Source organism: Planctomycetia bacterium, assembly GCA_034440135.1.
In the GTDB taxonomy this organism is placed as follows: Bacteria; Planctomycetota; Planctomycetia; order Pirellulales; family JALHLM01; genus JALHLM01.
Window position 1 is genome coordinate 1 of record JAWXBP010000519.1, and the last position, 8,025, is coordinate 8,025.

The 8,025-nt window shown below is 61.4% G+C and carries 7 protein-coding genes; 1 reads left to right on the forward strand and 6 read right to left on the reverse strand.

The window, feature by feature from the left end:
• The first annotated feature begins 252 nt into the window (after window positions 1-252).
• On the forward strand, window positions 253-948 hold the full coding sequence (locus tag SGJ19_29215; protein MDZ4784346.1) for a phospholipase D-like domain-containing protein: 696 nt from the start codon (window positions 253-255) through the stop codon (window positions 946-948).
• Window positions 949-1,758: 810 nt separating this feature from the next.
• On the opposite strand, the gene SGJ19_29220 is transcribed toward SGJ19_29215, so the two are convergent.
• From SGJ19_29220 to SGJ19_29245, 6 genes are all read right to left on the reverse strand, one after another.
• Complete coding sequence (locus SGJ19_29220; protein ID MDZ4784347.1) at window positions 1,759-1,890, reverse strand: hypothetical protein; 132 nt, start codon at window positions 1,888-1,890, stop codon at window positions 1,759-1,761.
• A 311-nt stretch (window positions 1,891-2,201) separates the two neighbouring features.
• Window positions 2,202-4,031 carry an AAA family ATPase gene (locus SGJ19_29225; protein ID MDZ4784348.1) on the reverse strand — a complete coding sequence of 610 codons (1,830 nt, stop codon included), beginning with the start codon at window positions 4,029-4,031 and terminating at the stop codon, window positions 2,202-2,204.
• Between the two features lie 53 nt (window positions 4,032-4,084).
• Window positions 4,085-5,137, reverse strand: a complete 1,053-nt coding sequence (locus SGJ19_29230; protein ID MDZ4784349.1) for a replication initiation factor domain-containing protein — start codon at window positions 5,135-5,137, stop codon at window positions 4,085-4,087.
• A complete protein-coding gene (locus tag SGJ19_29235) occupies window positions 5,134-5,520 on the reverse strand; it encodes a DUF1580 domain-containing protein (protein MDZ4784350.1) in 387 nt (128 codons plus the stop codon). The genes SGJ19_29230 and SGJ19_29235 overlap by 4 nt, the downstream gene beginning before the upstream one ends.
• A gap of 218 nt (window positions 5,521-5,738) precedes the next feature.
• On the reverse strand, window positions 5,739-6,701 hold the full coding sequence (locus SGJ19_29240; GenBank protein MDZ4784351.1) for a hypothetical protein: 963 nt from the start codon (window positions 6,699-6,701) through the stop codon (window positions 5,739-5,741).
• A 9-nt stretch (window positions 6,702-6,710) separates the two neighbouring features.
• Window positions 6,711-7,892, reverse strand: a complete 1,182-nt coding sequence (locus tag SGJ19_29245; protein ID MDZ4784352.1) for a site-specific integrase — start codon at window positions 7,890-7,892, stop codon at window positions 6,711-6,713.
• Window positions 7,893-8,025: the final 133 nt, after the last annotated feature.

The following is an 8,025-nucleotide window of genomic DNA, read 5'->3' on the forward strand; positions in this document are numbered from 1 at the left end:
GCCCGGCGATGGCCGGGGAGTGCCCAACTGGGCTCTCGACAAGCAGTAGAGAAATGGTCGGAGCGAGAAGATTTGAACTTCCGACCCCCTGCACCCCATCCGATACAAGTCGTTTGGGATCCTTGAGTTAAGGCAGTCTTATGGGAGCCGATGTTACCGCCGTTCGGCGTGGCTTGCAACTACTCTCAGATGTTCGCACCAGCGTGCAGGTCAGCACACTTCGGAACACCCGGCGCTGTCTTCGGCTCGCCCATGACCACGCCCTCGTCCTGGAACCTCCTCTCCGCCCATCACCTGCTGAACGAGATCCTCGAACTCGTCGAACGCGCGAACTCGTACGCGGTCATGGTGACGGCCTACCTTGACCCGTGGCAGCACCTCGAACTCGCTCTGCGCAAAGCGGTCGAGCGCGGCGTCACCGTTCACATCATCACCCGCTCGGCCGATGACACGCACAACGACAAGGCCAAGCGCGCCAAGAGCATCGAAAGGCTGCGCGCGCTCGGCGTGACCTTCCACGAGGTGGACTGGCTGCACACCAAGCTCTACGTCAGCGAGAAGGAAGCCATCGTGGCGTCGCTGAACCTGACAGCTACCGGTCGCGATGGCCCGAACCTCGGCGTCCACCTCCACGGCCGCCAGGCAGCGTCGCAGGCGCTGCGGGAGATCGATCAGTGGATCCCTGGCTTCTCCTCCACAGTCGCCGCACCGATTGCCGCTTCTTCAGCCACAAGCGCACCCGCCTTCTGCATCCGCTGCCAAGGCGCACGTGCATTCTTCAACCCTGGCAAGCCGTACTGCTCTGACTGTTGGCACGCTCGCAAGTCCGAACAGGGCAACCGGACTGAGGCATGCTGCCATCGGTGTGGGGCCGCAGCCGAGACAGTCCTGCGACAGCCGCTCTGCACAACCTGCGGCGCAAAGGCTCCAATGCGCACGGCGGGCTGAATACACTGGGGACTCGACTCCGCTGCGGGTGCCACAAGGTTTCTCGCGCTCCGCGATTTCGAGAAGCCGCCCCCCGTACTTGCCGCGCCCGAACCCAAGCGAGTCTCGCCGCTTTGGGTAATCTCAAGTAACACCCACCCCATAGGCTCCACAGATGCGGCGCGACACCTTCGTCGCAGAGCACTTGCCCGCAGCCCTCTCCCCGCAACCATTCACTTGCCCCCTACAGCCCCACACTTGTAGACTAGCCGCAAGAACACGATGCCAGCTCCTGCGGACTCCAGCAAGACTCGATACAAACACTCAACACATCACGAATGGCAGTTTCGGCCGACTGCCTTCGTGTGGGTCAATGCACGCCCAGTTGCACCCAATCTAATGACCATCGCCACGCAACTGCGAGCGTGGTTGCTGAGGCAGAGTAACACTCTACCGCTTTGGCCAAACGACTCTGCATCGGCAACACCGCCTTGCATCACGAACCCGTATGCGGCAAGCTCTTGCACGCTCGCCATCATATATGCCGATATCGTCCAATCTGCCCACACATTTGGCCACGCTCCACATGCCATCGATGCCATCACTGCGGAGATACGACGCATACGAACACACAGCGAGCAACTCCTGTACAATGCAAGGCTGTGCGAATCCCTAATCAAACAGTTACTCTATTGCACGGCCATCCCTGAGAAAGACTATAAGTCATCCGCTCTCGGCGGGCTACTTGAGGACGACTGCACTGCTTGCCGGCGCGCCAACCGCCCTCTCCACAGCTCCTCATATCTCGGATGCTTGGCGCACCGCTATCGCCTATGCCACGAAATTGATCACTGCCTGCATCAGCACATTCTCGAAACCAATACCCGCCGGAATCGAGAGGCTGCACACGCCAACATCGCTTCCTTCTCGCCGTCCAGCATTGCCGCAACGCTTGCTCTGCATAACGCGTCCTGCAAGACGACAGCCGAAACGCTAATCCATATGCTACAGCACATATCTCACATTGAGTGCGCCATGATTGCCGAGTTGCGCTGTGCCATCATTGATCCGTCCCGCGAATGGTGGAAAGGCGAGGGCCTGAGCGACTACCCGTCCAGGACTTAACCGCCCAAAGAGAACCTCCCACCCAACGCTGGCTAGATATCATCATACATCTTGCCATAGATACGTCTCCACCGCAACATCCGTCACTTACCTGTACAGTTCCCGCGAATCGCTCGCGCGCGGAAGTCCGACTCCTCTAGCCGACTCCGCTAGATTCTCTTGAGGTGGCCTGTTTTTTCCAAGATCTTACCGAGGCAGCGATCGCAGAAGTTCCTCAGTTTCACAGAGGACATCTGACCACCCCGCCTACTTGCCTCTTTAATGCAGTAATCCCTTAGATCTCCGATCCACGGAAGTTCCAATGCAAACGCGCTTGATCTGTCAAGTAGCTGGGCGTACCGCCGCTCAAGAGCTGATTCAACAGACGCCCGTGAGCGCCAGCCAACAGCGAGATATGCCTTAGCAAACTCGTCATGCGCAATGCAGTGTAATGTGGGGATCTTGGCAAGATCTGACAGCCGCTCGGCGTCGTCTAACGCCAAAACAAATCCTTGGACGTCAGTCTGCAGTAGTGACAGCATGCGCGCTGCCTCAGTTGGAGCTCGTCTAGTCAGGCATTCTCTGACGCGCTCGCGGAGGTGTTGTTTCAAGTTCCGCCACTGCTCGTTCTCTGTCGCCATGAAACCGAGACCATCGTATGACTCGTACCTCGTTAGGTCACTGCTAGCCCATGCCAGGGCAGCGTCGACATCTCGCTCCACCGCTTGAATCAGACACGTGCGAGCGGCGCCAATGACGTCAGCATCACCATCGCGCAGGCCCAGCGAACCATAGCGGATCAACATGCCTGCGACCTGCAGAATCTCACCGAACTCAATTATTCTGTGCGCCATCAAATCGCCTTCTACGCTCTTCACCAACGCCTTGAATTCATCGTCCGACAAGTCTTCTCCCCACCATAGGCGCTTCCATGCTGGAGGGTCCTCCCTTCGGAAGTACGCACTGTTCGCGATTGCTTCGTTGATGGCCTCAGTCGGAATCGTACCCAAAGCGAGGACCTGCTCCCAAACATCTTCTGGGAACTCAATTTCGGAGCCTAGAATAGAGTTGTACTTTCGAGAAACCGTTGACGCGTCTTTGTTTGTCAACGCAGCTAGATAGGCTGCAGCTGACCCTGCTCCGAAACTTGCTAGCTCACCCGCAGAGATGCTGCCGCTATGAAGCTCGATCGACCGACAGAAGTAGGACTTCATCAGGTCCCGTAGAACGTCGCGATTATTAAGGAACCTGTCCTCAATGGTCCCGCAGAGGCGGTCAAAGCCTAGTGCTGCATGGCGCACCAACCTCAGGTTGTCGTAGCCGGCGGCCTTATGTATCGCCTCGATCATCTCCACGGCATCGGTCATGCAATCACGCACTGGAGCATTTGATAGCTCACCGATGAACGCTCTGATCGCGGAGCCAGCGTCAGAAACAATCGCGAAAGTGGCACCGATAACTTTTTCCTTTGCGCGCTTATAAACGTCGCTTGCCGCGATTTCGCTTTCATTACATACGAGAACAACTTTGTGGTCGCCGTGCTCAACAAGCAAGTTGAAGTAGCCGAGCAGTTCCGTCATGCTGAGCATGGATCTTTCGATGTCATCGAAGACCAACACCGATGGCTTCGATAGACCTATTTCGGCCAGCAACTCCTCCGGAAAGCTGATACTAACCCTGTTGGTGCCGGTCGATCCGAGTCCAATGTCCATGCTCATTTTTTTCTTAATCACCCCCGTAATGGCACGAACTGGCTTAGATGACTTTATTGGGTTGATGGCGCGGAACAATGCTATGTCTATGTCTCTCGCGCTTGCTATGCCATAGAGGCTCACATAATGCCATTTCGGTTGCTTGCTGGCTTTGTGAATGAGCTGGCGGACTAGCCAGGTCTTTCCGCTGCCCCAAGGCCCAGTTATCATGACTGCGTACTTCGGGCCGACCAGCAAATTGGTGTACCATGTGAGATAGTCAAGTATGTGGAAGTTGGGATTCTCCATCGTTCTTATCGCGTTCTGAACCCCCCTACTAGTTGAGGGGGGTTGGGGGAAGCCTACGCCACCGCGTCGCCGTCACCAGCAGTTCCTTTCGCCTCCGCTGCAGCCGCCTCCTCCGCGGCCAGGCGGTGCAGATCGGCATGCCAAACTTCATGGCGCGGGTTGTCCCGCGGATTCTTCCGGAACAGCTCCTCGGCAGCCGCCTTGATGTCGCCCCCGCGCAGGTGAACCAAGAGCCGGAACCCGGAAGACCCCTGATGGGTAAACGTCTCGCGCCACTCCTCCATTCCCTTCCGCTCCACGGCGCTGAGTTTCGCCTTCTTCGCCTCCCCGACGAATGCCTGCCACCAAGCTGACCGCCGACGCTCGCGGATGGTCTTCCCAAACTCCACGTCCCGGAAGTCGATGAAGCCTACCAGGAACCGCAGCGCCGCGGCGCTGCGGTTCCCGATGGAAGCCGCCATCGCGTGCAGGACATCCCCGGCCACCTCCTCCTTGCACTCCAACTCGATGCGAACCGCGTTGACCTTGCCACCCGACTCTGCGGCCTTGTCGTAGATGCGCAGAAGGCGCTTGCTCACGCGCTCCCCAACCGTGTAGCTGCCGCCGCCCTCCGGCCCATCGTCTTCGCGCGCATGCCCGCGTTTGGCCTTGCAGACCACCTCCAGTCTCTTACAGCGCCGGGCAGCGTCCCAGAACCGTTCCCGGAACTGCGCGGGCGTAATCGACTTGGTGTAGTCGTCCCACGCCACGTCAACTCGCTTGGCAATGTAGGCAGCGCCCAACTTCGCCAGCAGCACATCGTGCAGACGCATTAATTGCTCGACCCCGACGGCCCCGCAGCCCTGGCCCTTGATCTGGACGTGGACCCACTTCTCCTTCCAGTCCACTTCCATCAGCGAGCCGAAGGGCCCCTTGGTCCGCTCGCGACGTTCTGCACGCCTCAGGACCTCCCACGTCCGCCACTCCGGCCCAAGGACTTCGGCAACCAACTCCAGCACGAAGCTCCGCAGCGCACCCTTCACGGTGAACGCGAACCAGTCGATGCGGAAACGGATGCCTCCCACCTGCTCGGGATTCGACTCCGGAAACAGGGACAACGCGGTCACGCGGCCTCCTTGTCGTCTCGGACGATTCCAGCCTGACGCAGGATTGCGTCGACGTCACCTGGCTCGATCAAGGCCGGGATAACCTCCGCGGGGCCGCTCCCGGCCGCCGGTCGTGACGGATCGAGCGCTTGGGCTGCTCGCGCGACAGTCAGCGCCGTGAAGAACCGTTGCAGGGCCTCCACCGACGTGCATCGGCTACCCCCGACGAAGATCGTGTCCAGCACGATCCGACGGCAGCCCTTCGTCGCCCAGCGGAACAGCGTCTGGAACGCAACCCTCTTCGTGCCCTTCAGCTTGCCGACAAAGCGGGCGGCCTCGGCGAACGACAGCACCGACTCGCGCGCGACGTCGATGCCATTCCTGCACGATTCATCACTTTTCATGCTGGCCTGACTAGCGCCCCCAGCCAGGTCAGCCCACCAGACGATCGTTCTCTCTTGTTCTCAAGAACAACGAAGAACAACGGCGAGCCCCAAGCTCCCTCTCCTCAACTCTGAGCAGCAGGGAGAGGGAGGAACGCCATTGACGTTCCGGCGTCCCAGCCGGAAGACCTCGCCGCTCTGGCGGGTCCGCTACCGCACGTCCTACGGACCGCTCCTCCTTACGTCGTCGCTCGTGCTCCGCGCGGACCTTTCGGAACCGTTCGAGCCTCGGCCTCGGCCATCGACAGCTGTTCAGCCCATTGCCTGCCCTTGTCCGTGAGCCGGTACTGCCTCAGCGTGTCCTCGAGTAGGTTCCACTTCACGAGGTCCGGCTTCCGTTGCCGAACGAGCTGCGCTCGGACCGGCCGGTGCGCCCGCTTGCTAGCGTCGGGCGCGATCCCTTTCGCGCCTATGGCACCCGCCGAAAGCGCTACAAGGATCGCCCGATCGTCCCACGCCAGATCTCCAGCCCTGTTGGGTGGGTCTCGATCCTGTTGCGGACGTCGTGGCTGCACGGGAAGACGCTCCTCCTGCTTCCACTCAAGCACGCTGGCGTCCCCACTGAGCGCGTTCAACAACCGGCGGCACAGTTCCCACAACGCATGCGTGAACGAGCTGAGCATCAGCGGATTGCCGGTCTCGAACCCGATCATGACGCCACCGCGAACGTCGCCCTCCAGCAACCCCAGCGCGCTGTGATCTTGTCCGACTATCTCCATCGTCCGGATCCACCGAATGAGCGACGCCATCAGGACTCGATCCTCGATGGCCCGGTCCCACTCGCCGGTGCCCGGCGTGCGCCGCATCCCCTTCTCGATGAGAACGAGTTCCACTAGTTGCTCGTGAAGCAGGCGCGCCTGGTCAATCCCCTGCCTCAACTCTTCCGGTCCAAGCGGCCATTCTCGGCCCGCGAACTCCGGTGACTCTGGCAGCGCCTGCGCGACCGCCAGTTCCCGGTCGAGCCCGCCGCTGACCTCCATGAGTACGCGGCCCTCACCAACCAACTGGATGCAGCGGCGCAGCGTCTTTCGACCCGCGGCAGTCTTGACCGCGCCAAGCAGGTTCGGAAGGTGGAAGCACTTCATCTCACTTGGTTCGAGAGGGTTCCAATCGGCTGCCGTTTCCTCGGGTTCCGTCGCCATCAAGCCACGCTACCCGAGCCGCTCCATCGCCTCTACGGCCCTGGCCTGATTGACCTCGGCATACACCTGCGTCGTCTCCAGCTGCCGATGCCCCAGAACGGCCTGCGCGACCTCGCAACCCATCTCCTTCCGGATCCTGGTTGCCGCCGAATGCCGCAGCTGGTTCGGGCTCCACGAGGGCAGGCCTGCCTTTTCGCAACCGCGATCGACCGCCCGCCGGTAGCTCGCCGTGTCGTAGCAGTCCCGCAGGTTCTGAACGTCCGACCCCCTGCGCACTTTCCGCGCCCGGTTGCTGTGCGACGGCCACACCTTCGACTTGCGAGCTGCCCGCATCGCGGCCCGCCGCTCCTTCTCGGCCTCTCTCGGCGAGAACAGCGCGACGACCGGATCGAGCTTCAGGAAGGGCACCAGGACTTCCTGCGCCTGCGGCCCGAGCGGCACCACGCGGTCCATGCCGTGATGCTCCACCTTGTGGTCCGTCGGACGGTAGATCCACACCCGGCCGCCGCGGTCGATGTCCCCCATGCGCATCTGCACGACCTCCTGCGGTCGCATCCCGGTCAACCACTGCAACCGGATCATCGCCGCGACCTGGCGCGCGACGAACGGCAGCACGGCTTCCATGTCCGCGCCATCGACCGGCCGCACGGGCGCCGACTCCCGCGCGAGCGTTCGGCCGCGCTTCAATCCCGGCACCGCGAGCAGCGCCTGGTGGACGGGAGCCGGCACCAGCTCGTTCTCGACCGCCCAGCGGAACGCCTGCTTGATGCGCGAGACGTAGCCGTTGATCGTCGTGCGGCACAGGTCCTTCCCGATCATCGCTTCGCGGCACGCCTTCAACGCGAGCGGCCCGAACGCCGTCGCTGGCACGTCGCCGTACAGATCGTTCAAGACTCGCATCGCCGGCTTGATGATCGACAGCTCGCTCGTCGGCTTGCCGTTCTTGCGGTAGTAGACCTCCGCGTGCCGCCAGTAGCCCGCGATCACCTGCTTGACCACGATGGCCGCCTCGGGCGTCCAGCAGCCCTTCGCCTGCCACTCGGCGATCACTCGCCGGTACCGCTGCAGCGCCTCGTCGGAGCCGAAGGCACCGAGGTAGACGAAACGGCCCGCGAGCTTCACGACGGCCTGACCCGTCGCCTTGTGTTCAAAGCACGCCGGCACCGCCGGCGCGTTGCTTGACCTTGCCATCGCACGAACTCCCCCGGTGTAGTGCTACACCGGAAACGCGGCTGACCCAACTCGCGCCCGGCGATGGCCGGGGAGTGCCCAACTGGGCTCTCGACAAGCAGTAGAGAAATGGTCGGAGCGAGAAGATTTGAAC

Excerpts from the sequence above, each read along its gene's own strand:
- SGJ19_29215 (MDZ4784346.1), top strand. The coding sequence starts at position 253 with ATGACCACGCCCTCGTCCTGGAACCTCCTCTCCGCCCATCACCTGCTG.
- SGJ19_29220 (MDZ4784347.1), bottom strand. The coding sequence starts at position 1,890 with ATGCAGAGCAAGCGTTGCGGCAATGCTGGACGGCGAGAAGGAAGCGAT.
- SGJ19_29225 (MDZ4784348.1), bottom strand. The coding sequence starts at position 4,031 with ATGGAGAATCCCAACTTCCACATACTTGACTATCTCACATGGTACACC.
- SGJ19_29235 (MDZ4784350.1), bottom strand. The coding sequence starts at position 5,520 with ATGAAAAGTGATGAATCGTGCAGGAATGGCATCGACGTCGCGCGCGAG.
- SGJ19_29240 (MDZ4784351.1), bottom strand. The coding sequence starts at position 6,701 with ATGGCGACGGAACCCGAGGAAACGGCAGCCGATTGGAACCCTCTCGAA.
- SGJ19_29245 (MDZ4784352.1), bottom strand. The coding sequence starts at position 7,892 with ATGGCAAGGTCAAGCAACGCGCCGGCGGTGCCGGCGTGCTTTGAACAC.